Source organism: Monashia sp. HAY1-2A, assembly GCF_056755315.1.
This window is the reverse complement of sequence record NZ_JBNDHY010000065.1, coordinates 1-24,748: the sequence shown is the minus strand read 5'-3', so window position 1 is coordinate 24,748 and position 24,748 is coordinate 1. Positions and strand designations below refer to the sequence as shown.

The 24,748-nt window shown below is 74.0% G+C and carries 22 protein-coding genes and 4 tRNA genes; 12 read left to right on the top strand and 14 right to left on the bottom strand.

Translation table 11 applies throughout. The features are described from left to right. From ACPYOM_RS11570 to ACPYOM_RS11560, 3 genes are all read right to left on the bottom strand, one after another. The coding region (locus tag ACPYOM_RS11570) for a helix-turn-helix domain-containing protein (RefSeq protein WP_481346049.1) at nucleotides 1–828 on the bottom strand (828 nt) is incomplete at its 3' end. A gap of 99 nt (nucleotides 829–927) precedes the next feature. Further along, entirely contained in the window at nucleotides 928–1,803 is an 876-nt protein-coding gene (locus ACPYOM_RS11565; RefSeq protein ID WP_481346048.1) for an SDR family oxidoreductase, read from the bottom strand. Further along, complete coding sequence (locus ACPYOM_RS11560) at nucleotides 1,800–2,225, bottom strand: nuclear transport factor 2 family protein (protein ID WP_481346047.1); 426 nt, start codon at nucleotides 2,223–2,225, stop codon at nucleotides 1,800–1,802. The genes ACPYOM_RS11565 and ACPYOM_RS11560 overlap by 4 nt, the downstream gene beginning before the upstream one ends. A gap of 56 nt (nucleotides 2,226–2,281) precedes the next feature. Between ACPYOM_RS11560 and ACPYOM_RS11555 the strand changes: the two genes are divergently transcribed. Continuing rightward, entirely contained in the window at nucleotides 2,282–2,938 is a 657-nt protein-coding gene (locus ACPYOM_RS11555) for a TetR/AcrR family transcriptional regulator (RefSeq protein WP_481346046.1), read from the top strand. A 69-nt stretch (nucleotides 2,939–3,007) separates the two neighbouring features. On the opposite strand, the gene ACPYOM_RS11550 is transcribed toward ACPYOM_RS11555, so the two are convergent. The 4 genes from ACPYOM_RS11550 to ACPYOM_RS11535 all read right to left on the bottom strand — a co-directional run bounded on the left by ACPYOM_RS11550 (nucleotide 3,008) and on the right by ACPYOM_RS11535 (nucleotide 8,367). Next, nucleotides 3,008–5,128, bottom strand: a complete 2,121-nt coding sequence (locus tag ACPYOM_RS11550) for a 3-hydroxyacyl-CoA dehydrogenase NAD-binding domain-containing protein (protein ID WP_481346051.1) — start codon at nucleotides 5,126–5,128, stop codon at nucleotides 3,008–3,010. Nucleotides 5,129–5,133: 5 nt separating this feature from the next. Beyond that, the gene (locus ACPYOM_RS11545) at nucleotides 5,134–6,363 is read right to left on the bottom strand and encodes a thiolase family protein (protein ID WP_481346045.1); all 1,230 of its coding nucleotides are present in this window, start codon (nucleotides 6,361–6,363) and stop codon (nucleotides 5,134–5,136) included. 103 nt (nucleotides 6,364–6,466) lie between these two features. Continuing rightward, complete coding sequence (locus ACPYOM_RS11540) at nucleotides 6,467–7,780, bottom strand: HRDC domain-containing protein (protein WP_481346050.1); 1,314 nt, start codon at nucleotides 7,778–7,780, stop codon at nucleotides 6,467–6,469. Between the two features lie 2 nt (nucleotides 7,781–7,782). Then, on the bottom strand, nucleotides 7,783–8,367 hold the full coding sequence (locus ACPYOM_RS11535; RefSeq protein ID WP_481343287.1) for a DUF3000 domain-containing protein: 585 nt from the start codon (nucleotides 8,365–8,367) through the stop codon (nucleotides 7,783–7,785). Between the two features lie 173 nt (nucleotides 8,368–8,540). Between ACPYOM_RS11535 and hemE the strand changes: the two genes are divergently transcribed. Together hemE and murJ are read left to right on the top strand one after the other, a co-directional pair. Beyond that, the gene (gene hemE / locus ACPYOM_RS11530) at nucleotides 8,541–9,593 is read left to right on the top strand and encodes a uroporphyrinogen decarboxylase (RefSeq protein ID WP_481346044.1); all 1,053 of its coding nucleotides are present in this window, start codon (nucleotides 8,541–8,543) and stop codon (nucleotides 9,591–9,593) included. Then, on the top strand, nucleotides 9,590–11,314 hold the full coding sequence (gene murJ / locus ACPYOM_RS11525) for a murein biosynthesis integral membrane protein MurJ (protein WP_481346043.1): 1,725 nt from the start codon (nucleotides 9,590–9,592) through the stop codon (nucleotides 11,312–11,314). The genes hemE and murJ overlap by 4 nt, the downstream gene beginning before the upstream one ends. A 40-nt stretch (nucleotides 11,315–11,354) precedes the next feature. Here murJ and ACPYOM_RS11520 read toward each other — a convergent pair whose 3' ends face one another. Then, nucleotides 11,355–12,662: a DUF4349 domain-containing protein gene (locus ACPYOM_RS11520; RefSeq protein WP_481346042.1), complete on the bottom strand. Its 1,308-nt coding sequence runs from the start codon at nucleotides 12,660–12,662 to the stop codon at nucleotides 11,355–11,357. 114 nt (nucleotides 12,663–12,776) lie between these two features. Next, on the bottom strand, nucleotides 12,777–13,457 hold the full coding sequence (locus ACPYOM_RS11515) for a DedA family protein (RefSeq protein WP_481346040.1): 681 nt from the start codon (nucleotides 13,455–13,457) through the stop codon (nucleotides 12,777–12,779). Between the two features lie 75 nt (nucleotides 13,458–13,532). Here ACPYOM_RS11515 and hemG point away from each other — a divergent pair, with 75 nt between their 5' ends. Both hemG and hemQ read left to right on the top strand, forming a co-directional pair. Continuing rightward, the gene (hemG, locus tag ACPYOM_RS11510) at nucleotides 13,533–14,960 is read left to right on the top strand and encodes a protoporphyrinogen oxidase (protein ID WP_481346039.1); all 1,428 of its coding nucleotides are present in this window, start codon (nucleotides 13,533–13,535) and stop codon (nucleotides 14,958–14,960) included. Nucleotides 14,961–14,967: 7 nt separating this feature from the next. Beyond that, nucleotides 14,968–15,669, top strand: coding sequence for a hydrogen peroxide-dependent heme synthase (hemQ, locus tag ACPYOM_RS11505; protein WP_481346038.1), 702 nt, complete (start codon nucleotides 14,968–14,970; stop codon nucleotides 15,667–15,669). Nucleotides 15,670–15,690: 21 nt separating this feature from the next. Here hemQ and ACPYOM_RS11500 read toward each other — a convergent pair whose 3' ends face one another. The 3 genes from ACPYOM_RS11500 to ACPYOM_RS11490 form a co-directional block, all read right to left on the bottom strand. After that, nucleotides 15,691–16,098 carry a DUF1707 SHOCT-like domain-containing protein gene (locus ACPYOM_RS11500; protein ID WP_481346037.1) on the bottom strand — a complete coding sequence of 136 codons (408 nt, stop codon included), beginning with the start codon at nucleotides 16,096–16,098 and terminating at the stop codon, nucleotides 15,691–15,693. A 24-nt stretch (nucleotides 16,099–16,122) separates the two neighbouring features. Next, nucleotides 16,123–16,572, bottom strand: coding sequence for a peptide-methionine (R)-S-oxide reductase MsrB (gene msrB / locus ACPYOM_RS11495; RefSeq protein WP_481343300.1), 450 nt, complete (start codon nucleotides 16,570–16,572; stop codon nucleotides 16,123–16,125). 109 nt (nucleotides 16,573–16,681) lie between these two features. Beyond that, nucleotides 16,682–18,007 (bottom strand): vWA domain-containing protein, encoded by a 1,326-nt coding sequence (locus ACPYOM_RS11490; RefSeq protein WP_481346036.1) that lies wholly within the window; start codon nucleotides 18,005–18,007, stop codon nucleotides 16,682–16,684. A gap of 284 nt (nucleotides 18,008–18,291) precedes the next feature. Here ACPYOM_RS11490 and ACPYOM_RS11485 point away from each other — a divergent pair, with 284 nt between their 5' ends. Beyond that, nucleotides 18,292–19,479 carry an alpha/beta hydrolase family protein gene (locus ACPYOM_RS11485; protein WP_481346035.1) on the top strand — a complete coding sequence of 396 codons (1,188 nt, stop codon included), beginning with the start codon at nucleotides 18,292–18,294 and terminating at the stop codon, nucleotides 19,477–19,479. Nucleotides 19,480–19,487: 8 nt separating this feature from the next. Here ACPYOM_RS11485 and ACPYOM_RS11480 read toward each other — a convergent pair whose 3' ends face one another. Then, entirely contained in the window at nucleotides 19,488–20,231 is a 744-nt protein-coding gene (locus tag ACPYOM_RS11480) for a dihydrofolate reductase family protein (RefSeq protein WP_481346034.1), read from the bottom strand. Between the two features lie 106 nt (nucleotides 20,232–20,337). Here ACPYOM_RS11480 and ACPYOM_RS11475 point away from each other — a divergent pair, with 106 nt between their 5' ends. After that, nucleotides 20,338–21,291, top strand: a complete 954-nt coding sequence (locus tag ACPYOM_RS11475) for a PPK2 family polyphosphate kinase (RefSeq protein WP_481346033.1) — start codon at nucleotides 20,338–20,340, stop codon at nucleotides 21,289–21,291. A gap of 1 nt (nucleotide 21,292) precedes the next feature. Here the strand turns inward: ACPYOM_RS11475 and ACPYOM_RS11470 are convergent, their stop codons facing one another. Further along, nucleotides 21,293–22,942: an acyl-CoA dehydrogenase family protein gene (locus ACPYOM_RS11470; RefSeq protein ID WP_481346032.1), complete on the bottom strand. Its 1,650-nt coding sequence runs from the start codon at nucleotides 22,940–22,942 to the stop codon at nucleotides 21,293–21,295. 101 nt (nucleotides 22,943–23,043) lie between these two features. Between ACPYOM_RS11470 and ACPYOM_RS11465 the strand changes: the two genes are divergently transcribed. The 5 genes from ACPYOM_RS11465 (at nucleotide 23,044) to ACPYOM_RS11445 (ending at nucleotide 24,748) form a co-directional block, all read left to right on the top strand. Beyond that, nucleotides 23,044–24,150 (top strand): YihY/virulence factor BrkB family protein, encoded by a 1,107-nt coding sequence (locus ACPYOM_RS11465; protein WP_481346031.1) that lies wholly within the window; start codon nucleotides 23,044–23,046, stop codon nucleotides 24,148–24,150. Nucleotides 24,151–24,194: 44 nt separating this feature from the next. Beyond that, nucleotides 24,195–24,267, top strand: a tRNA-Gly gene (locus ACPYOM_RS11460). Nucleotides 24,268–24,294: 27 nt separating this feature from the next. After that, nucleotides 24,295–24,365 (top strand) — tRNA-Cys (locus ACPYOM_RS11455). 19 nt (nucleotides 24,366–24,384) lie between these two features. Further along, a tRNA-Val gene (locus tag ACPYOM_RS11450) sits at nucleotides 24,385–24,459 on the top strand. A 213-nt stretch (nucleotides 24,460–24,672) separates the two neighbouring features. Then, nucleotides 24,673–24,748: transfer RNA gene (locus ACPYOM_RS11445), tRNA-Gly, on the top strand.

Sequence of the window (24,748 nt, the reverse complement as noted above, 5' to 3'; positions counted from 1 at the left end):
CTTCTCGAGGAAGAAGCACAGGTCCTGCACCATGTAGTTCGAGGACGCGTTGCGGATGACCGTCTCGCCCTCGTACCGCGCAGCGGCCATGAGGACGTTCTCGGTGACGGTGTCGCCACGCTCGGTCAGGACGATGGAGCGGGTCGGGTTGACCGAACGGTCCGACTCGGCCTCGTAGAAGCCGTGGGTCGCGGTCACCTCGAGGCCGAAGTACCGCAGGGCGGCCAGGTGCGGCTCGACGGTGCGCGTGCCGAGGTCGCAGCCGCCCGCGTAGGGCAGCCGGAAGCGGTCGTGCTCGTGCAGGAGCGGACCGAGGAACATGATGACGGTGCGGGTGCGGCGCGCGGCCGCGACGTCGATGCCGTCGAGGTCGAGCCGCGCGGGCGGGACGATCTCGAGGTCGTTGCTGTCAGGCAGCCAGCGGGTGCGCACGCCGATCGACGAGAGCACCTCCAGGATCCGGTTGACCTCCTCGATGCGCGCGAGGTTGCGCAGCGTCGTGCGCCCGCGGTTCAGCAGCGAGGCGCAGAGCAGGCCGACGGCCGCGTTCTTGCTCGTCTTGACGTCGATCTCGCCGGACAGCTTCTGCCCCCCGACGATCCGCAGGTGCTGGGGACCGGAGTGCCCGAGCGAGACGAACTCCGAGTCGAGGGCGTCGCCGATCTTGGCGAGGGTGTCGAGGCTGAGGTTCTGGCGGCCCTGCTCGATGCGTGCGACGGCGCTCTGGGAGGTGCCGAGGTGCTCGGCGAGCTCGGACTGCGTCATCCCCTTGTGGCGTCGGGCGTCGCGGATGAGTCCGCCGATCCGGGTCAGGTAGGTCTGCGTCACGAGCGGCGACTCTAACTCATATATGAGATAACCGCTAAGCGACAGGCCCGAGGGGCCTCGAAAAACGGGTCCGCCGGGACCTGGCCGGCACGACGGGCGTCAGGAGTCCCGGCCCGCGGGGGACACCGTCCGGGCGATCGGCGTCAGGGGCAGCCACGGGTGCTCGGCGTGCCCCGGCGCGGGGTCGGCGCCCAGCGGGACGCGCTCCATGGCCAGCGTCTGGCGGGCGATCCGGGCCATGGCCGGGCGGAACGGCCGCAGCCCGGTGCCGATGGCCCAGACGACGGCGGTCGGCACGTGGGCCGGGTGCCGGCCCGGCGCCGTGACCAGTGCGGCGAGCTCGGTCTCGCTGAGGTCCTCGCCGGCAACCTCGACGACCCGCCCGCGCAGGGCCGGGTCGACAGCGGCCCGGGCCACGGCGACGGCCACGTCGTGGACCGAGACGAAGTTCACCACGTTGCGGCCCGGCCCCAGGACCTTGGGCACCCCGGACGAGCCCGCCGTCGTGCGGAACAGCTCGAGCCACATCTCGGCGAAGGCGGACGCGCGGACGATGGTCCAGTCCGGCACGGCAGGGACGGCACCGGCGCGGAGCTCGTCCTCGGCGGCGGCCTTCATGCGGAACAGCTCGATCGGGTGCTCGCGGGCGGCGCCGATGACCGACACGAGGACGATGTCCGCACCGGTGGAGCGAGCGGCGGCGACGAGGTTGCGGTTGCCGTCGCGGTCGACGGCTGCGGGGGACTGGCCGGCGTTCGGGTCCATCCCGTGCACCGCGGAGACGACGACCTCCGAGCCGGCGACGGCCGCGTGAAGCGAGGACGGGTCACGGACGTCCGCCGTGACGAGCTCGGCGTCCGGCACGGGGACGCGGGGATCCGAGCGCGCGACGACCCGCACCGGTCGGCCCTCGGCGACGAGCCGGGCGGTGACGAGGCGGCCCAGCCTCCCGGTGCCGCCCACCACGGTGATCACGGCTGCCCGGTCCCGGCCAGGGCCGCGAAGACGGCGTCGATGCCGGGGCCGCCGGGCTCGACGGGCCCGGCGTACAGGTGCGCGCGGGTGATGCGGCCACCGGCGACCGTCGCGATGAAGACCATCCGGGTCTCGACCGGCCGGCCGTCCCGGCGGGTCCCGACCTGGGCCGCCTCGAGCCAGAAGCCGTCCTCGGTGACGGCCTGCTGCTCCACGTCGAGACGGATGTCGGGCACCGCCGTGAACATCGTCGTCCAGTTCCGGCGGACCTGGGCCGACCCGGTGAAGGACCGGGCGGGATGGACCGGGTCGGTCAGCTCGTAGTCCTCGGCGAAGCAGTCGACGAGGCCGTCGAGGTCGTGGGCGTTGGTCGCCAGCACGAGCCGGTCGAGGACCTCGGAAGGGGTGCGGGTCGGGTCCATGCTGGCCTCCAACAATTCGATACAGTTATCTGTATCTGATTGAGAGGATGCGCCTCATGTCGCCGCGAGTCAAGGGGTCGAACGACCCCGAGCCGACCCGTCGTCGCTACGACGCGTCCGCTCGTCGGGCCCGCGCTGCCGCGCGCCGGGGCGAGGTCCTGGACGTCGCCCGCCGACGCTTCCTCGCGGCCGGCTTCGGCGCCACGACCGTGGCGGCGGTGGCCGCCGAGGCGGGCGTCTCGGTGGAGAGCGTCTACAAGTGGTTCGGCTCGAAGGCGGGGCTGCTCGAGGCGGTCTGGCACCGGTCCCTCGCCGGGTCGGGGCCGACGCCCGCCGAGGCCCGCAGCGACTCCGGGTCGCGGGCCGCGTCGGACGGGAGGTCGATCATCCGGAACTGGGCCCGGCTGGCCGCCGAGGTGGGCGCGGTGGGCGACCCCGTGTACCGGCTCGTCGAGCGTTCGGCGGCCGGCGACCCCGAGGTGGCCGACCTGTACGCCCGGATCGAGCGTGAGCGAGCCGAGCGGATGACCCACAACGCGGCGTACCTTGTCGACGGCGGCTACCTGCGCGACGACGTCACCCCTGAGCAGGCCCGCGACGTCCTTCTGCTCTACACGACCTTCTACGAGCGGCTCGTGACGGACGCCGGCTGGACGCCGGAGCAGCTCAGTGCCTTCGTCGAGCGGGGCCTGACCGCGCACCTGCTGCCGTGATGCTCGAGCGGGCCGGAACCAGCCATGGCGTGGTGAGGGCGCCACGGCCGGTCCCGGCCCACAGGCCCTTCAGCGCGGGGCGTCGGCCACACCCGGCGGCAGGAACCGCGACCCCGTGACGCGCTCGGCCACGCCCGTCCGGTCGAGCAGCGGCGTGATCCCGCCGTTCCAGAACTGGAAGCCGGCGCCGGTGATCATCGCGAGGTCGAGGTCCATGGGTGACTGGGCCACCCCCTCGTCGAGCATCCGTCGCGCCTCGTCCGACAGGACCGCCAGGACCCGCTCCCGCACCTGCCCGGCGTCGAGGACGACCGGTTCGGCCGGCGTCTCGACGAGCGCCGCGGCCTCGGGGTCGAGCACCGGGCGGCCCGAGCTGAGGTCGTAGAAGCCACGCTTGCCCGCAGCGACGAGGCGCTGCAGCGTCGGGGAGGAGTAGAACCGGTCCGGGAAGGCGCGGACCAGGGTCTCGCCGTTGTGCAGCGCGATCGCCGGGCCGACGAGCCCGATGAGGACGAACGGCGGCATCGGCGCCAGACCGGCGAACGCCCGGTCGACGACCTCGATCGGCGTGCCCTCGTCGAGGATCCGGGCGGCCTCGCCCATGAACCGGCCGAGGAGCCGGTTGACGATGAAGGAGGGCCGGTCCGCCGCGAGCACGCACGTCTTGCGCAGCGCCTTGCCGACGGCGAACCCCGTTGCCAGCGTTGCCGCGTCCGTTGCCTCGCCCGGGATCACCTCGAGCAGTGGCATCACCGCCACCGGGTTGAAGAAGTGCAGCCCGACGACGCGCTCGGGGTGCTCGAGCCGCGAGGCCATCTCGGCGACGGACAGGCTCGAGGTGTTCGTCGCGAGGACGCACTCGGGCGACACGACCGCCTCGACCTCGGCGAAGACCTGCTGCTTGACGGCCATCTGCTCGAACACCGCCTCGATGACGAGGTCGGCGTCGGCGAAGCCGGCCTTGTCGACGGCCCCGGTCACGAGTCCCTTGTAGCGGTTGAGGCGGTCGGGGGTGAGGCGTCCCTTGGCGGCGAGCTTGTCGAGCTCGGCGTGGACGTACCCGACGCCCTGCGAGACGCGGGCCTCGTCGACGTCGGTGAGCACGACCGGCACCTGGAGGCGCTGGACGAACAGCAGCGCCAGCTGGCTGGCCATGAGACCGGCGCCGACGACGCCGACCTTCGTGACGGGACGCGCGAGCGTCTTGTCGGGGGCACCGGCCGGGCGCTTGGCTCGACGCTGCACGAGGTCGAAGGCGTAGAGCCCGGCCCGCAGCTCGTCGCTCATGACGAGGTCTGCCAGCGCCTCGTCCTCCGCCGCGAACCCCTCGGCGCGCGAAGCGGTTCGCGCCGCGGCGAGCAGGTCGAGGGCGGCGTACGGGCTGCGGGCCCGCCGACCGGTCCGCGCGTCGGCGGTGGCGCGCGCCCTGGCGACCGCGGCCTCCCAGCGCTGCTCGTCGCGGTCGACGTCCGGACGGCACACGACGATCTCGCCGCGCACGACCGACGAGGCCCAGGCGAGCGACTCCTCGAGGAAGTCGGCCGGTTCGAAGAGGGCGTCGGCCAGGCCCAGCTTGTAGGCGTCGACACCCGTGAGCATGCGGTTCTGGCTCAGCGGGTTGTCGATGACGACGGTCAGGGCCGTCTCGATGCCGACGAGGTTGGGCAGCAGCCAGCAACCGCCCCACCCGGGGACGAGCCCGAGGAAGACCTCCGGCAGGGCCACGGCCGGCACGCCGGCGCTCATGGTGCGGTACGTCGCAGACAGGGCCAGCTCGACGCCACCGCCCATGGCCGCACCGTTGACGAAGGCGAAGGTGGGCACCGGCAGGTCGGAGAACGCCGAAAACGCCGCGTGGCCCGCGCGGGCGATCTCGAGTGCCTGCTCGCGGTCGCGTACGTGGGGGATGCCGGTGAGGTCGGCGCCGACGGCGAAGACGAACGGCTTGCCGGTGACGGCGGCGGCGACGATCTCGCCGGCCCCGGCGCGCTCGCGCAGTCGTTCGACGACCGCGGTCAGCTCGGCGACTCCCTGGGGGCCGAAGGTGTTCGGCTTCGTGTGGTCGAACCCGTTGTCGAGCGTGATGAGGGCGAGGACACCCGCGCCTCCGGGCAGGCAGACGTCGCGGACCGTGGCGTGGGTGACGACCTCGTCGGCGAACTCGGTTGGGGTTGCGGGCTTCTCGGTCATGGTGGTCACGCGACCTCCTCCTGGGCGCTGGTCGGCAGGTAGTCGGTGTGGTGCGGGTTCTCCCACACGACCGCGCCGCCCATGCCGATGCCGATGCACATGGCGGTGAGGCCGTAGCGCACCTCGGGGTGGGCCTCGAACTGCCTGGCCAGCTGCGTCATGAGGCGCACGCCCGAGCTGGCGAGCGGGTGACCGGTGGCGATGGCGCCGCCGTACTCGTTGACCCGGGGGTCGTCGTCGGCGATGCCGAAGTGGTCGAGGAAGGCGAGCACCTGCACGGCGAACGCCTCGTTGAGCTCGAAGAGGCCGATGTCCTCGATCGACAGACCGGCCTTGGCGAGGGCCTTCTCGGTGGCCGGGACGGGTCCGACGCCCATGACCTCGGGCTCGACGCCGACGAAGGACCACGACACGAGGCGCATGCGCACCGGAAGGCCCAGCTCGGTCGCCGCGGCCTCGGAGGCGAGCAGGCACGCGGTCGCGCCGTCGTTGAGCCCGGCCGCGTTGCCGGCCGTGACGTTGCCGTGGGCGCGGAACGGGGTCTTCAGTCCGGCGAGGTCCTCGACGGTCGTCCCGGGGCGCGGGGGCTCGTCGGCCGTCGCCAGGCCCCATGCGTTGTCGCCGTCGCGGACCGCGACGGGCACGAGGTCGCGCTGGATGCGGCCGTCGGCGTACGCAGCGGCGAGCTTGTCCTGGCTCGCGACCGCAAAGGCGTCGACGCGGGCCCTGGTCAGGTTCGGGAAGCGGTCGTGGAGGTTCTCGGCCGTCTTGCCCATGACGAGCGCATCGGGGTCGACGATCTTCTCGGCGAGGATCCGGGGGTTCGGGTCGACGCCCTCACCCATGGGGTGTCGGCCCATGTGCTCGACGCCGCCGGCGATGGCGACGTCGTAGGCCCCGAAGGCGATCGAGCTGGCGGTGTTCGTCACGGCGGTCATGGCGCCCGCGCACATCCGGTCGACGGAGTAGCCGGGCGTCGTGTTCGGCAGGCCCGCGAGCAGCGCGGCGGTGCGCCCGAGCGTCAGGCCTTGGTCGCCGATCTGCGTCGTGGCCGCGATGGCTACCTCCTCGACACGGTCCTTGGGTAGGTGGGGGTTGCGGCGCAGGAGCTCGCGGACGCACTTGATGACGAGGTCGTCGGCACGGGTGTGGGCGTACATGCCCTTCTCACCGGCCTTGCCGAACGGCGTGCGCACGCCGTCGACGAAGACGACCTCCTGGAGCTGACGGGGCACGAGGCCTCCTCCGGTCGTGGACAGGGGATGGGCGGCGCGAGACCGCCCCCTCGATCCTACTGCCGGGTAACATCTCCGTCCGGGGCGGGCGGCGTGAGCCACCTCACCGTGGGTGCTCCGCGCACGCCACCGCGACGAGGGGAGCCGCGATGCGGGTCTGCCAGTGCCGGGCGCCCATTCCCTCGAGGGCCTCGGCGATCTCGGCGGTCTGCGGCGCCGGCGGTCCCTCCCAGAGGTAGCGCCGCAGCAGGTCTGGGGTCAGCAGGTTCTCGACCGGGATGGCCAGCTCGCCGGACACGGCCGTGAGCAGCTCGCGGGCGCGGGCCAGCCGGGCGGCGGCGACGGGGTCGCGGTCCACCCAGGCCTTCGGCGGCGGGGGACCGGTCGGGGGCAGCGTCAGCGGGGGGAGGTCCTCCTCGGGCAGCGCGAGCGCGCGGCCGACCGCCTCGAGGATGGCCTCCTGGTTGCGACGGATCGAGCGCGCCAGACGCGGTTCCGGCGACCCGACCGACCGCGGGGGCGTCGTGGCCCGGGCGTTGGCGACGGCGATCTCGCTGATGGCGGCATCGGGCAGGACGCGTCCGGGGGAGACGTCGCGCTGCTGGGCGACGGCGTCGCGCCAGAGCCACAGCTCGCGCACGATGGCCAGGCCGCGGCGGCCCCGCACCCGGTGCATCCCGGAGGTGCGGCGCCACGGGTCGACGCGCGGGTCGGGACCGGTGAAGGACAGCAGGCTCTCGAACTCCTCGGCGGCCCACGCGGCCTTGCCCTGGCTCGCGAGGTCGGCGGCCACGGCGTCCCGGAGGTCGGACAGCACCTCGACGTCGAGGGCGGCGTAGCGCAGCCACGGCTCGGGCAGCGGCCGCGAGGACCAGTCGACGGCCGAGTGCTCCTTGGCCAGCTGCAGACCCAGGTAGTGCTCCACCATCGCGCCGAGGCCGACGCGGGGCAGCCCGGCGAGGCGGCCGCCGAGCTCGGTGTCGAAGAGCGCGCGGGGGCGCAGGCCCACCTCGGCCAGGCACGGCAGGTCCTGGGTGGCCGCGTGGAGGATCCACTCGGCGTCGCCGATGGCCTCGTCGAGCGGGGAGAGGTCGGGGCACGCCACGGGGTCGACGAGCCAGGTCCCGGAGCCGTCGCGCCGCAGCTGGACGAGGTAGGCGCGCTGGCCGTAGCGGTAGCCGGAGGCACGCTCGGCGTCCATGCCCACGGGGCCGGTGCCGGCGGCGATGGCCTCCGCCGCCCGCATCAGGGTCCGTTCGTCGGCGACGACGTCGGGCACGCCGTCGCGCGGGTGCAGCAGCGGCGTCGGCTCGATGGTCGCGGTGGACGTGGCCACCGCGACGGACGACGGATCCTCGCGCGTCGGGGGGGACGCGTGGCGGTGGGCCGGGTCGCTGCCGGTGTGCTCCTCGTGCACCGTCACCGGCGCTGCCCCGGCAGGGGGACGACGCCGTCGGGCAGCGGCGGGATCCCCGCGATGGTGCACAGCATGTCGGCCCAGGCCCGCAGGTGCTCGACGACGTCGCCGGCGGTGGGGGTCCAGGAGGCCCGGATCTCCATCTCGACGCTTGCCTCGCGGTCGGCGAGCCCGCCGAAGCTCTCGCTGACGACCCGTGTGACGGTGCCCGCCTCCGCCGTCCACGCCAGGCCCCGGCCGGAGAGGGAGTCGCTGAGCCAGGACCACCCGACCGCCCCGAGCATCGGGTCACCCGCCAGCTCGGCCTCGAGCTCCGCGCGCGCGAACGTGACGACGCGCCACTGGCCGTCCCACGTGTCGGGGGCGGCGGGGTCGTGCAGGAGGACGAACCGGCCCGTGGCGAGGTCCTCCTCGGGGTCGGTGACGTCGATGACGTCGGCCGTCAGCGCGGCCGCGTACGGCGCGATGCGCGTCGGCGCAGGCACCTCGGTCAGGCGCACCTCGGAGCGCAGCCGGACGTCGCGGAGGGCGGTCAGCGTCCTCGCGAAGACCGCACCGTGGCCTCCCGGCAACGTTCTGGTGTGCACCAGACGAGGGTATGCCGGGAGCGCCGGATCTGTCTCAGGGCACGCCGGGGCGTTCCGGGCAGGACGGCACAGGTCTGCGCAGGCGTCACGGGCGTCACTCGGGCCGGGCCCCACAGGCCGGCCGTCCGTCGAGGATGACCGGGGCAGGGGTGCGCCCATGGCAGGATTGACCGGTGCCGACGTATGCCCCTGCTGCCACGCGACAGAGCGACCTCGTGCGTGCCGCGCGCCGCGAGCCGGTGGGCCGCACCCCCGTGTGGTTCATGCGTCAGGCCGGACGGTCACTGCCCGAGTACCGGGCCGTGCGCGAAGGCGTCCCGATGCTCGAGTCGTGCCTGCGTCCCGAGCTCGTCACCGAGATCACGCTCCAGCCGGTCCGCCGCCACGGCGTCGACGCGGCCATCTTCTTCAGCGACATCGTCGTCCCGCTCAAGGCCGTCGGCGTCGACCTCGACATCGTCCCCGGCGTCGGCCCGGTCGTGGCCCGCCCGATCCGCACCCGCGCGGACCTCGACCAGCTCGTCGCGCTGACGCCCGAGCACGTGCCGTCGATCTCCGAGGCGGTGCGGCTGCTCGTCGCCGAGCTCGGCGAGATCCCGCTCATCGGGTTCGCCGGGGCGCCGTTCACGCTGGCCTCCTACCTCGTCGAGGGCGGCCCGTCGAAGAACCACGAGAAGACCAAGGCCCTCATGCACGGCGACCCGCAGCTGTGGGACGACCTGTGCGGCCGCCTGGCCCGGATCTCCGGGGAGTTCCTCCGTGTCCAGGTCCAGGCCGGTGCCAGCGCCGTCCAGCTGTTCGACTCGTGGGCCGGGGCGCTCTCACGCGCCGACTACCGGGCCCGCGCGATGCCGCACTCGGCCGTGGCGCTCGGGGCGGTCGCCGACCTCGACGTCCCGCGCATCCACTTCGGCGTCGGGACCGGCGAGCTGCTCGCCCTCATGGGCGAGGCCGGCGCCGACGTCGTCGGGGTCGACTACCGCGTGTCACTGACCGACGCCGTCGAGCGGCTCGGCCCCGGCTACGCGGTCCAGGGCAACCTCGACCCGGCGCTGCTCTTCGCGCCGTGGGAGGCGCTCGAGCGACGCGTCCGCGAGATCGTCGACGAGGGCCGGCAGGCCCCCGGCCACGTGTTCAACCTCGGGCACGGCGTCCCGCCGAACACCGACCCCGACGTCCTGACCCGCGTCACCGAGCTCGTCCACGAGTACTCGAGCCGCCGATGACGGCCACCGTCCCCGACGCACCCCGAGCCAGCGCCCCCGGCGTCGAGTCGGTCGCGGCACCGTCGGTCGCCCGCTCGAGCCTGACGATGTTCGGGGGCTCGATCGCCTCGCGGGTCCTCGGCACGGTCCGCGCCGGCCTCATCACGGCGATCATCGGCGCCAGCCTGGCCGGTGACGCGTTCTCGCTGGCGAACACGCTGCCGAACGTCCTCTACATGCTGGCGGCCGGGGGGATCCTCAACGCCGTCCTCATCCCGTCGCTGTCCCGGGCGATGCGGCTGCCCGACGGTGGGCAGGAGTTCACCGACCGCGTCATCACCCTCGCCCTCGTCGGCATGGCGGCCATCACCGTCCTCGTCACGGCGGGGGCCGGCCTGTTCGTGTGGATGCTCGCCGGCACCAGCCAGCCGAGCGTCAAGCAGCTCGCGCTCGCCTTCTCCTTCATCACCCTGCCGCAGATCTTCTTCTACGGGCTGTTCGCCCTCCTCGGCCAGATCCTCAACGCCCGCGGCAAGTTCGGCGCGTTCGCGTGGGCCCCGTTCATGGCCAACGTCGTCGCCGTCACCGGGCTGGTCGTCTTCATCGTCCTGTACCCGGCGCCGCGCCAGTTCCACGACGGGCAGCCGTTCCCCCGGACCCCGGAGCAGTGGACGCCCGGCATGGTCTGGCTCTTCGCCGGGTCGGCGACCCTGTCGGTCGTCGTCCAGGCGCTGTGGCTCGTGCCGGCCCTTCGGGGCACCGGGTTCCGGTACCGCCCGCGGTGGGGCGTGCGTGGCGCGGGTCTCGGCGGGGTGAGCCGGCTGGCGGTCTGGGCCTTCGTCGGCCTCGTCGTCTCGCAGCTCGGCTTCTTCGTGAGCCAGGGCGCCCTGAACCACGCCGTCAGCCGGGTCCCGGAGAAGGTCGCCGTCGGCGGGCCGGCGGTCTACGGGATCGCGTTCACGATCTTCATGCTGCCGCACGCCTTCGTCACCGTCTCGATCGTCACGGCGCTCTTCCCGCGCCTGTCCGCCGCGGCCGCGAGCGGACGCCTGGAACGCATGCGCGAGGACGTCCGCACCGGTCTCGCCCTGCCGCTCGTGGTCAACGTGGCGGTCATGGCCTTCGTCATGGTCGAGGCCGAGCCGATCATCGCCCTGCTCAACCCGGGCCTCAACCTGCGCTCCGTCGAGACCGCGGCCATCACGCTCGTCGTCATGATCCTCGGGATCATCCCGTTCGGCGTCGACCTGCTCTGCTACCGCACGCTCTTCGCCCTGGAGGACGGCCGGCCGACCTTCGTCATGCAGGTGCTGCTCACCGGTACGAGCCTGTTCGCGCTCGGCGTGACCCTCGTCGTGCCGCCGCAGTACGCCGTCGCGGTCATGGCCTTCGGGCAGACCGCCGGCAACGTCGTCTCCTGCGCCTACGGGCTGCGGGCCTGCCGACGCCGCGTCGGCCCCCTCGGCGGCGCCGCGGTCCTCGACACCGCCGCCCGCGTCGGCGTCGCGGCCCTCGTCGCCGGCCTGCTCGCGATGGGCACGCACAACGTGCTCGCCCCGATCCGCGTCTACGCGGCCGAGGGCGACGGCACGACGGCGGTGGGCCGGATGATCGCCAACGCCGTGGAGATCGGCCTGGTCGGGGTCGTGTTCACCGTCGTCTACATCGGGGTCGCGCACCTGCTCCACGTCCGCGAGGTCCGCGAGGTCGCCGGTCTCGTCCGCGGGCGCCTCGGCCGCTGACCGCGTCCCACCCGACGCCGGCCGCGGCCGAGGGCCGAGGTCAGCGACCTGGTGCCGGCGTGGCCGGGCCGCCGTGCTCCTCGGGTTCTCCCGTTCCGGCCGAGGAGGCTGCGGGAGCAGGACCGCCTGAGCTGGAACCTGCCGAGCCCGAACCGGCCGAGCCCGAACCGGCCGAACCCGAGCCGCCGGTGCCCGAGCCGGCCGACCCGCCGGGGGCCGCGAGGGCCGGGCTCGCAGCCGCGGGCCGGCGGCGTCGGACCCGGAGGACGACGAGCGCGACGAGACCGAGGACGACGAGCCACGGCAGCAGCGCGGCCAGACCGGTGACGATCACCGTCGCCGAGGTCAGCAGGCCCTCCCAGGCTCCGCGCAGCCGGGACGCCACGTCCTCGCCCGTGGTGGCCACGACCGGTGTCGTCGCGGCGGTCCACAGGGTCAGCGTCACGTCGCTGTTCGTCGTGCGGCGGTCGAGCTCGGCGAGCCGCTGCTCGAGTGCGTCGAGGTCAGCCTGACGGCGGCTGAGCTCGCTCTCGAGCAGGACCACCTGCTGCAGGTCGGTCGCCTTGGTCAGCAGGGCCCGGACCCGGGCGATGCTGTCGCGGGCCGGCTGCACCCGGGCTCGGGCGTCGACATAGGTGTCGGTGACGTCCTCGGTCTGGGAGGACCGGTAGGACACCGACCCGAGGCGGGACAGCTCGGTGAGGACCCCGTCCAGCTTGTCGGCCGGCACGCTGAGCACCATGCGGGCCTCGTCGACACCCACCGGCTCGGCGATGGCCGGTGAGTCACCGGCGCCGTCCGGGGCCGGCTCGGGGGAGCGGAGACCACCCGGCGCGCCGTAGCGGCCCGTCGGGTCGGCGGCGGTGACGACGTTCTCGAAGGTGACGACGCCACCGGCCTCGGAGGTGACGACCCGGGCTCGGGCACTGGCGGCGACGAGGTCGCCGACCTCGACCCCGAGCCACGCCGTGCGCGCGAGGCGGGCCCCGAGGTCGGCAGGCAGCGCGTCGGCGAGCCCCGAACCGGTCGTGCCCGAACCGGTCGTGCCCGTGGCGGCAGCGCCCTCGGACGTGTCCGGCGTGGGACGCCGGCCCTCCGTGGGCGCCTGCGGGGCCGCCTCCTTGCCGACGTGGCCGCTCCCGGACGAGTCACGCCCGGACCCGGTCCCGGCGACGGACTCCGACCCTCCGCTGGCACGGGTGCCCCCACCGACCCGGCCGAGGACGGACAGCCCGACGGGCACCGCCAGGGCGAGGACGGCGACGGCGACGAGGGCGGCGGCGAGCCATCGGCGGCGGTCCCGAAGGAGTCGGTCGAGGTGGGGACGCAGGCGGGCGAGCTGTTCCATGGCGGGCCTTCCGACGGGTCGCCCGGGCCGCGGCCCCTCTCGGCCGTGTCCGTCGGCGACGTCCTGCCGGGAAAGACACCGGGGCAGCGGCGAACGTTGCGGGCGGCCCGTCGCTCAGGCGTCGTCGTCGGGGCTGACGCGGCGGGCCCGCCGAACCCGCCGGACCCGCCGGACCACCAGCCAGCCGACGAGGGCCACCGCGGCCGCGACGACGACCCGGTCGAGCATCCCCGAGTACCGGTCGACGAGCTCGTACCGCGACCCCAGGGCCCAGCCGAGACCGATGAGGAGCGCGTTCCACGCGGCGCTGCCGAGCAGGGTCATGAGGCTGAACCGGCCGAGCGGCATCCGCACCGCCCCCGCCGGTAGGGACACCAGGCTGCGCACCCCCGGGACGAGCCGGCCGACGAGCACGGAGCGCCGACCGTGCCGCGTGAACCACCCCGTCGCCCGGAGGAAGTCCTCACGGTCCACGAGCGGCAGCCGGGCGAGCAGGTCGACGGCGCGGTCCTGCCCGAGCCGGGCCGCGAGCAGGTAGAGCACGAGCGCTCCGAGGTAGGCACCGAGGGTGCTCGTGAGCAGGAGCAGGCCGAGGTCGAGCCGGCCCTGTCGGGCGATGAAGCCGGCGAGCGGCAGCACGACCTCGCTGGGGATCGGGGGCACGACGGTCTCGACGAGGGCGAGGACGCCGACGCCGAGCTCTCCGAGCGTGGCGATGACGCGCATCGCGAGGCCGACGAGGCCGGACGGCTCGGCGGCGACGTACGCCTCGGGGCTCGTGGCCTGCACGGTCATGGCGCCATCATCACATCCGGTCCCGATGGCCACCCGGCGCGGGGCTGCGGGTCGCGGGGTGCCACAGTGGGCCCCATGGGTCGCAGGAGCGTGGCGGTCGTCGGTGGCGGGATCAGCGGTCTGGCGGCTGCCTGGGAGCTCGTCCGCTCCGGCGGCCCGGAGGGCGTCGACGTCACGCTCCTCGAGGGGTCCGACCGCGTGGGCGGCAAGCTGCGCCTCGCCGACGTCGCCGGGGTGCCGGTCGACGTCGGGGCCGAGTCGGTGCTCGCGCGCCGTCCCGAGGCGGTCGCGCTCGTGCAGGAGCTGGGCCTGGCCGACCGGTTGACCTACCCGGCCCCGGTCGGTGCCTCGGTGCTGGCGGGCGGCCGCCGCCGGCCGCTGCCGAAGGGCACCCTCATGGGGGTGCCCTCGTCCCCCGAGTCGCTGCACGGGCTGCTGTCCGAGGCGGAGGTCGAGCGGGTGCGCGCGGAGCGCGTCACCGGTCCCGACGGGTCGCACGGTCCCGATGCCCCCGACGTGTCCGTCGGCGACCTCGTCGACGCCCGCCTGGGACCCGCCGTGACGGACCGCCTCGTCGAGCCGCTCCTCGCCGGCGTCTACGCCGGGCACGCCCGCGAGATCTCGGCGGCCGCTGCCGTGCCGGCGCTGGCCCGGGCCGCCCGTGAGGGTCGTTCCCTGCTCGACGTCGCCCGCGAGTCCGCCGAGGCGGGCGCCGCGTCCGCCGGGCTGCCCGTGTTCGCCACCGTGGAAGGCGGCCTCGGCACGCTGCCGGTCGCTCTCGCCGAGGCCCTGGCGGCAGCCGGCGCCCGGGTGCGCACCGGTGCCGTCGTCCGTGGCCTCCGGGTCGACGGCGACGGCTGGGTCGTGACGACCGGACCCACGACCGCCGAGGTCGACGAGCGCTACGACGCCGTCGTCCTCGCGACCCCGGCCCGGCCCACGTCACGCCTGCTCGCCGGCGTCGCGCCGGGGGCCAGCGCCGCTCTGGCGGCCATCGAGTACGCGTCGATGGCGATCGTCACCCTCGCCCTCGACGGTCCGCCGCCCGCGGTGCTCGAGGGCAGCGGCTTCCTCGTGCCGCCGACCGAGCCGCTGTCGATCAAGGCCTCGACGTTCAGCACCGTCAAGTGGCCCTGGTTGGCCAAGGCCCACCCGGACCGGACGTTCCTCCGGGCCTCGCTGGGACGCCACCGTGACGTGGCGACGCTCCAGCGCTCCGACGACGAGCTCGTCGCCACGGCGCTGGCCGACCTGCGCACCGTGCTCGGACCGGACCTGCCGGACCCGGTGGCCGCGCACGTCCAGCGCTGGGGCGGCGGCCTGCCGCAGTACGCCGTCGGTCACCTCGACCGCGTCCGCGCGGCGCGCCTGCTGCCGCCGGGACTCGCCGTCTGCGGCGCCGCCTACGACGGCGTCGGCATCCCGGCCTGCATCGGGTCGGCCAGGGCGGCGGCGCGCGACCTGCTGACCCGGTGGTCGGACGCCCCGGCGACCTTGGGATGATGCGGTCATGAGCGAGCGCCTGACACCGGCCCGGATGCGGGAGATCAACGACACGATCCGCTACAGCATGTGGTCGGTGTTCGCGTCGGCGACCCCGCTCGGTGACGACCGGGGCGCGCTGCTCGGCGAGCTCGAGGGCTTCCTCGACGACATCGCCGGCGAGGGCGTCGTCGTCCGGGGTCTCTACGACGTCGCGGGCCTGCGCGGCGACGCCGACGTCATGGTCTGGTGGCACGCCGAGTCCATCGAGCTGCTCCAGTCGGCCTACCACCGGCTGCTGCGCACCGAGCTCGGGCAGCACCTCGAGCCGGTGTGGAGCTCGGCGGCGCTGCACCGGCCGGCCGAGTTCAACAAGAGCCACATCCCCGCCTTCATGGCCGAGGAGCAGACCCGCAGGTACCTCTGCGTGTACCCGTTCGTCCGGTCCTACGACTGGTACCTGCTCGAGGACTCCGAGCGCCGCGACCTGCTGCGCGAGCACGGCCAGATGGCGCGCGACTACCCCGACGTGCGGGCCAACACCATCGCCTCGTTCGCCCTCGGCGACTACGAGTGGCTCCTCGCCTTCGAGGCCGACGAGCTGCACCGCATCGTCGACCTCATGCGTGAGCTGCGCGCCTCGCGCGCCCGGCTGCACGTGCGCGAGGAGGTCCCGTTCTTCACCGGGCCACGCGTCGAGCCCGCCCAGCTCGTCGCCAACCTGCGCTGAGGCGTGCCGCCGGGGTGGCGGTCAGTCCTCGCCCCGGAACAGCCTGCCGACCCCGGCCGCGATCGGGATGAACAGGAACACGAACCACTCGCCCGTGCGCAGGAACACGAGCAGCGCGATGAACGGCGACAGGGTCACGAGGGCTCGCCCGAGGCGCGCGCCGAACGACGTCGCCGGCTGCGCGGCGGGTCGCCCGGGGGCGGTGGACGCTGCCCGGGCCGGGGCGACGGGGTCGAACCTCGGCCGGGGCTCGGGCAGGTCGGTGAACAGCGCCTCGAGCTCGCGCCGCGTCACGGCGTCGGCGGCCTTCCCTCGGCGGTCCTCGTACTCGAACGCGTCGAGCCGGCCGGCCTGCCGGTGCGCCGCGAGCGCCGCGCGGGCCTCCTGGCGCTCGCGGTCACCGATCCGCAGCTCGCCGTCGCCCTCCATGGGACCAATCTAGGCGCGGTGACCTCAGGCGTCCCCGGTGCTCGTGCCGGTCGCCGGCTCGAGGCGTAGCGAGATCGAGTTGATGCAGTAGCGCTGGTCGGTGGGGGTGTCGTAGCCCTCGCCCTCGAAGACGTGGCCGAGGTGCGAGCCACAGGTGGCACACCGCACCTCGACGCGCTTCATGCCCAGACTGCGGTCCTCGATGTACTCGACGCTGTCACCGGCGAGGGGAGCGTAGAAGGACGGCCACCCGCAGTGGGACTCGAACTTGGTGTCGCTGCGGAACAGCTCGGCGCCGCAGGCCCGGCACGAGTACACGCCCTGGGTCCTGGTGTCGGTGTACTCGCCGGTGAAGGCGCGCTCGGTGCCCGCCTCGCGGAGCACGTGGTACTCGGCGGGGGAGAGGGCGTCACGCCACTCCGCGTCGGTGCGCTGGACGGCGTACGGCTTACGGGAGGTGCTCTGGTCGCTCATGTCCGGGCAACGCCGGGGCCCCCGCGTTTGTGCCCTGCCTCGTCGCGGCGCAGGTCGGGCGCAGGCGACGGCCCGGGCGTGCCGGTTGCGCACGCCCGGGCCGCCTGCCTCACTTCTGCTTCGGCGGGACGGAGCACGTGGCCGTCGCCGTGTTGCCGGCGGCGTCGGTCGCGGTGACGAGCAGGTCACCCCGCACCGTGACGTCCCAGTCGACGGCGCCCGAGCCCGCCACGGCCGACGGCGTCGCCCCCGGAGCCTGGGTCAGCTTGATGTGCGTGCCGGGCGCGTACGGGCCGAAGGTGGAGCCCGAGGCCGTGTCGGAGAGCGTCACGGACACGCCGGGCAGGTTGTCGGTCGCGACCAGCTGGAAGAAGCCGGAGCTCGCGTAACCGACCGGCGTCCTGCCGGCGGGGTTGACGCCGGGGCCGCAGGCGACGGTCGGCGGCGTCACGTCGTTGACCTTGATGCTCACGGTCTGGACGAAGTCCGGCCCGGCGTCGGCGCCGTTGACGAGGAACGTCGACGTGCACGTCAGCGTCGAGCCCTGCGGCGCGTCCGCGGCCACGGTGACGGCCTCGTCGAGGGCGAGGTCGGTGCCGCTCGTCACGGTCTGCGGCAGCGACGGCGAGTACGACACGGACAGGCCCGGGTCGCACGCGACGTTCGCCGTCACCTCGGCCGGCAGGTTGCCGAGGCCGGCGAGGATGGCCGCGGACACGCCGCCCGGTGCGACGCTCGGGAAGAAGGTGCCCGTGGTCGCGGCGGTGATCCGCGTGGCCTGCCCGGTCGCGTCGAGGCCGTCGCCGAAGCCGGAGTTCACGTTGATCGCGATGACCTGGGCGGAGACACCCTGGAGGGAGGCGATGGCGTCGGCCTCGCTGTGCCCGTTGCTCGGGTCGTGGCCGCTGGCGTCGCCGAACCAGACGACGATGCGCGTCGAGTCGGGCCGGAAGGAGATGGCGTCGCCCCCCGAACCGACCTGCCACAGCGCGTTGAGCTGGGCCTCCGGAAGGTCGCCGCCACCCCCGGCCGAGAGGCTGTTGATCGCGGTCTGCGCCGTGGTCTGGTCGCCGGTCAGGCCCGACTCGACCTGGAAGAGCTCGGGACCGTCACCGACGTCCTGGTAGGACGTGATGGCGAACTGGGCCTGGGGCTGGGCCGCCTGGACGCTCGAGACGATGGAGCTCATCTCGGACTTGACGTTCGCGATGGCCGGGCCCATGCTGCCCGTCTCGTCGACGACGAGCACGATGTCGGGCTTGGGCGGTATCTCCGGGGTGCTGACCGTCTTGGTGACGTGGACGGTCTGGCCCGGGTCGAGGGCGGCGTCGTAGGTGGCCGGGCTGACGCCGGCACCGAACGCGACGGCCGGGACCCCGACGAGGGCTCCGGTTGCAAGGATCGAGAGTGCGCCGCGGCGCATTCCGTTGAGCACGGTTGTCCCCTTTCGTGGGACGTGAGGGATGGGTGGGGCCGGTGTCCGTGCCTCCGGCGCGGCCCCGAGGCGGGCGGGGGACGCCACGACCCCGAATGGCAGTCGTCCCGGCCGTCGACGGTCCTGGGTGGTGGACCGGGGAGGTGTCGCGCACCGGCGATGGAGGCGCCGGCGCTCGAGTCTCCCTGCCCCTACCGTGGCGCGGCCTGTCCGTTTTGATACGAGAACCGCTGGAATGTGTGGCTGCTGGGACGAGCGGGGCACCGTTTGCCACGATGGGGCCCGTGGAGCAGCGCCAGAGGGTCCCTCGACCGCTCCTCGCCGCCGCGGCGGCGGGGGCCGGCACCGCCGTGGGGGCCGCCGCCGGCTCCGTGGCGGCGGCGGCCTACTTCGCCCGCCGCGTCCTGACCCCGGACGAGCTGCAGCCGGACGACGTCGTGGTCCTCGAGCACGACGCCGAGACCGTCCGTCTCGCCGCCGGCCCGGACCCGGTGGTGCCGGGGCGCTACGGCCTCTGGCTGGACGGCGGCCTCGGGCACGCCCGCGTCGGGGACATCCTCGACGTGGACGACGTGTCGGTGACCCGCCGCCTGCTCGCCGTCGACCGCGGCCGGCTCGCGCCCGGGCCGGCGCGGTGGAACCAGTACTACTTCTGGGACCGGCCGCGGGTCAGCCTCGGGCTGCCGGACGAGGACGTCACGGTCCTGTCGGACGTCGGACCCCTGCCGGGGTGGGTCGTGCGCCCGGCAACGGGTCGCGGCCACGACTGGGCCGTCCTCGTGCACGGCCGCGGTGCCCGGCGTGAGGAGACCCTGCGCGCCGTGCCGGTCCTGCGCGCGGCCGGGTGGACGAGCCTCGTGACGTCGTACCGCAACGACCGCGACGCGCCCCGGGGGCCGGACGGCCGGTACAACCTCGGGCTGTCCGAGTGGCGCGACGTCGAGGCCGCGATGGCCCACGCCGTGTCGCACGGTGCCCGCCGGCTCCTGCTCTTCGGCTGGTCCATGGGTGGGGCCGTGGTGCTCCAGGCCCTCGACCGGTCATCGCTCGCGGACCGGGTCGCCGGCGTCGCCCTCGACTCGGCGGTGCTCGACTGGGGCGTCGTGCTGCGTCACCACGGCCGACTGCACCGCGTTCCCGCTGCGCTCGTGCGGGTCGCCACCGACCTCATGGGATCGGCCCGCAGCCGCCGCCTCGTCGGCGTGCGCGAGCCCATCGACGTCGCCCGCACCGACTGGGTGGCCCGCGCCGACGAGCTGCGGGTCCCCATGCTCGTCATCCACTCCGACGACGACGACTTCGTGCCCATCGGGCCGGCGGTGGCGCTCGCGGCCAGGCGCCCCGACCTCGTGCACCTCGAGCGCTGGCAGGTCGCCCGGCACTGCCGGGAGTGGAACCACGACACCGCCCGCTGGGAGCGCGTCGTCGGTGCGTTCGTCGCCGGGCTGGGGGCGCCCCCGTCCGGGGGATGACCGACGTCTCAGCGGCGCACGGTCCAGCGGCCGAGCAGCGTCGCGTCCTGCTCCACGAGGACCGCCAGCTCCAGGTCGACGTCGAGCGGCGGTCCCGACACCGGGCGCGGGGCCCCGCCCGCGACGACCGCCGGCGTCACCGTGAAGCAGAGCTCGTCGACGACACCCGCGGCGAGCAGGCTGCCCAGCAGCGCCGGCCCGCCCTCGGTGTGCACCCGGGTCCAACCCCGCGCGTGCAGTCCGGCGACGAGCGAGACGAGGTCGACGCGGTCCTGCCCGTGCACGAGGACGTGGTCCGGCCCGAGCGCCGCACGCGCCGCGTCGAGCCCACGGGCACCGGCCGGTACCGCGAGGAGCACCGAGCCGTCGGTGAACGGCCGCACGGAGTCTGGGACGTCCCCGGAGTTGCTGACGACGACGAGCGGCAGGGGTTCCGGCAGGCCCTCATCCTCGCGCAGCGCGGCCAGTGCCGGGTCGACCGACAGAGCCGGGTAGCGCTCGGCCCGGACCGTGCCGGCCCCGACGACGACGCAGTGGCTCAGCGCCCGGAGCAGCTCGAAGACGACGTGGTCGGCATCGGTGTTGATGGTTCCCGAGCGACCGTCCGGACCCGTCGCGGCCCCGTCGAGCGTCGTGACCATGTTGGCCCGTAGCCAGGCGGGGGACGGCGGTCGGTACGCCGCGGCGAGCCCCTCGCTGTCGAGCTCGGTGAACGGGTCCAGGCCGGTCCGGCCGGGCACGAGGAGGCGCATGACGCCAGTATGGCGAGGCGTCTCCACGAGCGGCGGACCGCCGGCCGACGGGGTGGTCCAGCGCGTCCGCCCCTGCGGCGGGAGTCGGTCGGGCAGGATGGCGCCCATGGGCAAGAAGGGGTCGAGGAAGCGCTCGGAGAAGGGGTCCGAGAAGGGCCGCAGGAAGGCCGAGGAGAAGGCCCGCGAGACCGAGGACGCGGCGGCGTCCGTCGCCGACGACGGCGCGGCCCTCGGCGGGTTCGGCGACGCGCTGCGCGTCGGAACCGGGGACCTCCTGGCCGACGTCGACCCCGCCTCGACACCTGCCTTCCACGGCGGCAAGTCCGATGGCAGGGCGGCCCTCGAGTCGGGTCAGGCCGAGCTCAGCGACCTCCTGGAGAGGCTGTGGGCCGAGTCGACGGCCGGTTCGCGCCGGTCCGTGCTGCTCGTCGTGCAGGGCATGGACACCTCCGGCAAGGGCGGCATCATGCGGCACGTCGTCGCCGTCAGCCCGGAGGGTGTCAAGGCCACCGCGTTCAAGGCCCCGACCGACGAGGAGAAGAAGCACGACTTCCTCTGGCGCATCGAGCGGGCCCTGCCCGGGCCGGGGCAGCTCGGCGTCTTCGACCGTTCGCACTACGAGGACGTCCTCGTCGTCCGGGTCCACGAGCTCGTGCCGCCCGACGTCTGGGGCGCGCGGTACGCCCGGATCAACGCCTTCGAGCGCGACGTCGTCTCGGCTGGCACGCACATCGTCAAGGTCATGCTGCACCTGTCCAAGGACGAGCAGCGGGCCCGCCTCCAGGAACGCCTCGACCGCCCGGACAAGCACTGGAAGTACAACCCGGGCGACATCGACGAGCGCGCCCGTTGGTCGGACTACATGCAGGCCTACCAGGCCGTCCTCGACACGACCTCGACGGTCGGGGCGCCGTGGCACGTCGTGCCGGCGGACCGCAAGTGGTACGCCCGGCTCGCGGTGCAGCAGCTGCTCCTCGAAGCCCTGCGCGAGATGGACCTGCAGTGGCCCGAAGCCGACTTCGACGTCGAGGTGGAGAAGCGCAGGCTCGCCGAGAGCTGACTCAGCCGGCCCGGTCCACGACGTGGCCCGCGACGCCCGCGAGGTCGGCACCCAGCGTGCCGAAGACGTGCCCACGCGAGCCGTGGCCGCCGTGGACGCGGCTCGCGAGGAAGGCGTCGGCGACGGCTGCGGGGGAGTGCTCGACGACCAGGCTCGCCTGCAGCGCGACGGCCAGACCCTCGACGACCGAGCGCGCCTGGAACGCGGCACCGGGGGTGCCGGGGTCGAGGGCGCGGGCGCGTGCCACCGCCGCGTCGACGAGCGCGTCGAGCTCCCGGCTGCGGCCGCGCACGCGCTGGAGCTCCTTCTCGAGCGCCTCCAGGCTGGCCGGCTCCCGGTCGAGGGCGCGCACGACGTCGAGGGCGTTGACGTTGCCCGAGCCCTCCCAGATGGAGTTGAGGGGGGCCTCGCGGTAGAGCCGCGCCAGGCCGTTCTCCTCGACGTAGCCGTTGCCGCCGAGGCACTCGAGCGCCTCCGCGACGACGGGGGCGGTGCGCTTGCACACCCAGAACTTGCCGAGGGCGACGCCGAGCCGGGCGAGCTCGGTCTCGCCGGCGTCGACGGCGTGCGCGAGGCGCATCGCGAGGACGGTGGCGCCCTCGGCCTCGAGCGCGAGGTCGGCGAGGACGTTGCGCATGAGCGGCTGGTCGACGAGCGGGGCGCCGAACGCCCTGCGGTGCCGCGCGTGGTGGACGGCGCGCGCCACGGCGTCGCGCATCGTCGCGGTGGAACCGAGGACGCAGTCCAGACGCGTCGCGCCCACCATGTCGATGATCGTGCGCACCCCGCGCCCCTCGTCCCCGAGCCGGCTGCCCCACGTGCCGTCCAGCTCCACCTCGCTCGAGGCGTTCGAGCGGTTGCCGAGCTTGTCCTTGAGGCGCTGGAGGGCGAACGGGTTGCGCGTCCCGTCGTCGAGAGCCCGCGGCACGAGGAAGCACGTCAGGCCTCCCGGTGCCTGCGCGAGCACGAGGAAGACGTCAGACATCGGTGCCGAGCAGAACCACTTGTGCCCGGTGAGGCGGTAGGTGTCGCCGGGCAGCGGTCCGTCCGGGGTCGGCACGGCTCGCGTCGTGTTGGCGCGCACGTCCGACCCGCCCTGCTTCTCCGTCATGCCCATTCCGGCGATGGCCCCCTTCTTGGTGGCCACCGGTCGGATGCCGAACTCGTAGCTGCGGCTGGCGAGGGCCGGCAGCCAGCGCATCGCGTGCGTCGGGTCGTGCCGGAGCGCGGAACCCGCGGCGTACGTCATCGACACCGGGCAGCCGTGGCCGGCCTCGACGCGCGACCAGAGCATGAAGCCGGCCGCCCGGCGCGCGTGGGCGCCGGAGCGCGCCGGACGCGTCCACGGCTCGGCCGTCAGACCGGCGCCGACGGCCCGGTCCATGAGCCAGTGCCACGAGGGGTGGAACTCCACCTCGTCGACGCGGTTCCCCCGGGCGTCATGGGTGCGCAGCACCGGCACGTGCGTGTCGGCGAGACGCCCGTGCGCCTGCGCCTCCGCGGACCCGGCGAGCCGCGCCAGGTCGGCGAGCCCGTCGAGGTCCTCGGCGCCCACCCAGCGGTCGACCGCCTCGGCCAGGGCCGGGTCCTCGCGGAGGAGGTCGTGGTCCTCGTAGGGAGGGACCTGGTTCGTCACCTCGTGCGTGCCCATCCGCCGAGCCTAGGACGGGTCGAGGGGTGGACACGTGGCGGCCGGGGCGTGTCGTGTCGCACACCCCGCCCCTGCGCGCCGCGCCCGGTTAGCCTCGTTCGGTGACGGTCAAGGAGCGGGTTCGAGCGACCCTGCGGCGTGTGCCGGGGGGCCTCGCCGTCGGGCGGCTCACCGTTCGGACCGTCGACGTCTGCCTCGAGTACCGGGTCACCGGCCTGGCCGCCGAGGCGGCGTTCTTCATGCTGCTGTCGCTGCCGCCGCTCGTCCTCGGGCTCTTCGGCGGCCTCGGCTACGTCAGTGCCTGGATCGGCCCGGAGAACGTCGACACGGTCGTGAGCTCGATCCGTGACTACGCCGCGCGGTTCCTCACCCAGGAGAGCATCAGCGACCTGCTCGTGCCGACGGTCCAGGACGTCCTGCGACGCGGGCGTCCGGAGCTGGTCTCCGTCGGGTTCCTCCTGTCGCTGTGGTCGGGGTCGCGGGCCCTCAACGTCTTCATCGACACGGTCTCGATCATGTACGGGCAGAAGGACGTCCGCGGCATCATCCGGCTCCGGGTACTCAGCCTCGGCCTGTACACCGTGAGCACCGTCGCCGGCGTCGTGCTCCTGCCGCTCGTCCTCCTCGGTCCGCAGCTGGTGTCGGACTGGCTCCCGGACTCCCTCGCCCTGCTGCGCTACCTCTACTGGCCCGCCCTGCTCGTCTTCAGCGTCGTCGCGCTGACCACCCTGTACCACGTGGCGACGCCGCGCCGCGGCCCGTGGCGCCGCGACCTCCCGGGTGCCCTGCTCGCGCTCGCGATCTGGCTCGGCGCCTCGTACGTCGTGCGCATCTCGCTCGCGGCCTCGCTCGGCGGCTCGACGATCTACGGTCCGCTCAGCGCGCCGATCGTCCTGCTCATCTGGCTCTACTTCCTCGCCCTGGCCATCCTCATCGGGGCGGGGCTCAACGCCGCGACCCGCGTCCTGTGGCCGGTCGAGCTGACCGAGCACCGGCCGCCGAGCATGGGCCAGTGGCTGGCCCGGCGGGGGGCGCAGGAGCGCCAGGCGGCGCGCGGCCGCCGCACCCGGGTGCCTGCACCGGCCGACGCCACGCAGACGGCACCCACGGCGGCACGCGAGCCGGAGTCGGAGGGGCGGGTGGCCGGCGAGCATCCCGGGGACGGCGAGCGTGGAGCCGGTTTTGTGTCGCGCAGACCGATCCGCTAGTGTCTACCTCGCACCGAGCGGGGAGTTACATCGCTGGTGTTCCCGCGGACGTAGCTCAGTTGGTAGAGCGCAACCTTGCCAAGGTTGAGGTCGCCGGTTCGAGCCCGGTCGTCCGCTCGGAGGCAAATCGGTACTTGCCTTCACGGTGGAGTGGCCGAGAGGCGAGGCAGCGGCCTGCAAAGCCGCGTACACGGGTTCAAATCCCGTCTCCACCTCGGGTACGACAACACCCCAGGGCGATTGGCGCAGTGGTAGCGCGCTTCCTTGACACGGAAGAGGTCACTGGTTCAAACCCAGTATCGCCCACCAGCACGAGAGGCCCCCGGCGCCGCCGGGGGCCTCTCGTCGTTCCCGGAGGGTCCCGGTCCGCGAGGGCGAAGGGGGACGTTCCGGACGCGGTGACCGCCGGGGGCTCGCCACGCAGCGGCGCGACGGTGCATGTCGGGCAGGCGGATTCGCCGCGGGCCGGTGCGTCCGCTATGGTCTACCTCGCAGCCGAGGGCATCGCCTGGAGCAGCGCGCGCGGACGTAGCTCAGTTGGTAGAGCGCAACCTTGCCAAGGTTGAGGTCGCCGGTTCGAGCCCGGTCGTCCGCTCCA